Origin of the sequence: Streptomyces calidiresistens (assembly GCF_014141525.1) — a bacterium.
Lineage (GTDB): Bacteria > Actinomycetota > Actinomycetes > Streptomycetales > Streptomycetaceae > Streptomyces > Streptomyces calidiresistens.
Genome location: NZ_VKHS01001030.1, coordinates 1 through 1612, shown reverse-complemented (window position 1 = coordinate 1612; position 1612 = coordinate 1). Strand labels below are relative to the sequence as shown.

The window sequence follows — 1612 nt, the reverse complement described above, 5'->3', positions numbered from 1 at the left end:
CCCCCGCTGATCCCCGTCCCGGGCGCCCCGGGGGCCACGGCGAACCCCCTCGTCCCGGGGCTCCCGTCACCCGGTGGGCGGCGGCGCGCATATCGGGCGACGTTCGGGCATTGCCCCGTGTTCACCCCCGGGCGTTAGGATTGCCGGGCGTGCACAACGTGTCGCCGAGCCGGACCCCGGATCACCGGGCGGCCTCCCCGGCACGAGGGACCTCCCCGCGCAGCCCCGTATGGAGAAGGTAGACGGATATGGGCCAGATCGGACCGTGGCAGATCGTTATCATCCTCGCCGTCGTGGTGCTGCTCTTCGGCGCGAAGCGGCTGCCCGACACGGCGCGGGCGCTGGGCAAGTCCCTGCGCATCCTCAAGAGCGAGACCGGCGCCATGAAGAACGACACCCCCGCCGCCTCGGAGACGGACGACCAGCAGGCGCCCCCCGCCCCGAAGACCATCAAGGCCGCGCCCGGTGACGTCACCGGCGGCCGCCCGGTCGAGGAGCCGCGGAGCAGCACACACCAGGGCTGAGCGCCGGGCCGGTCGGCCCGCTGTCGCAGACGGGGCCGGCCGGTCCGACCGGACGGGGCCGGCCGGGACTCCGCACGAGATGAGGACGAGGGGTGCTCGGGTCGATCCGCAACCGGCACACGGATGACGGGGCGAAAGCCCGCAACGGCCGCGGCCGACGCGCCGCCCGCGAACGCGACCCCGAGGGCAGGATGCCCCTGGGTGAACATTTGCGGGAGCTGCGCAACCGCCTGGCGGTCGCCGTGGTGGCGATCGTGGTGGTCACCGGTGTCGCGATGTTCTTCGCCAAGGACATCATGAACCTGCTCACCGCGCCGCTGCCCACCTGCCCGCGCGGCACGCCGCCCGAGGAGTTGGACGGGCGCTGCGCGTCGCTCACGATGGACGGTTTGACCTCGCCGTTCACCACCTACATCAAGGTGTCCCTCTTCGCCGGCCTGGTGGTCGCCTCGCCGGTGTGGTTGTACCAGGTGTGGGCCTTCGTGGCGCCCGGCCTGCACCAGCACGAGAAGAAGTACACCCGGGCCGTGGTCGCGGTGGGTGTGCCGCTCTTCCTGACCGGCTGCTATTTCGCCTACTGGCTGCTGCCCCGGGCCATTCCGGTGCTGCTCGGCTTCACCGCCGAGGGCGCCGAGAACCTGGTCACGGTGGACAACATCCTGGACATCACCGTCCGGATGGCCATCGCCTTCGGGTTCGCCTTCGAACTGCCCCTGATCCTGGTGCTGCTCAACCTCGGGGGTGTGGTCAGCGGTCAGCGGATGCTCGGCTGGTGGCGGGCGATGGTCCTGGGCATCGCGGTCTTCGCCGCCGCGGTCACCCCCACCGACCCGATGTCCATGATCGCCCTGGCCATCCCGGTCACCGCCCTGTACTTCGTCGCGGTCGGGATCTCCCTGCTCAACGACCGGCGGCGGCGTCGTCGGGACCCGGACGCCGGCCTCTCGGACGACGAGGCCTCCGACATCGACCTGACCCCCTCCTCCATCGGCGCGCCCGACCGGGTCGATCCCGCCCCGGGCCCCGGTGAGCCGGGCGGTCGGCGGCCGGGCGGCTGGGACGACGTGACCTGACCCCCCCACCCGATC

General features: G+C 72.2%; 2 protein-coding genes. Both read left to right on the top strand.

The window, feature by feature from the left end:
- Positions 1–248 precede the first annotated feature (248 nt).
- Positions 249–524 carry a Sec-independent protein translocase subunit TatA gene (tatA, locus tag FOE67_RS25190; protein WP_182667120.1) on the top strand — a complete coding sequence of 92 codons (276 nt, stop codon included), beginning with the start codon at positions 249–251 and terminating at the stop codon, positions 522–524.
- 92 nt (positions 525–616) lie between these two features.
- Positions 617–1597: a twin-arginine translocase subunit TatC gene (gene tatC, locus FOE67_RS25185; protein WP_323385487.1), complete on the top strand. Its 981-nt coding sequence runs from the start codon at positions 617–619 to the stop codon at positions 1595–1597.
- Positions 1598–1612 lie beyond the last annotated feature (15 nt).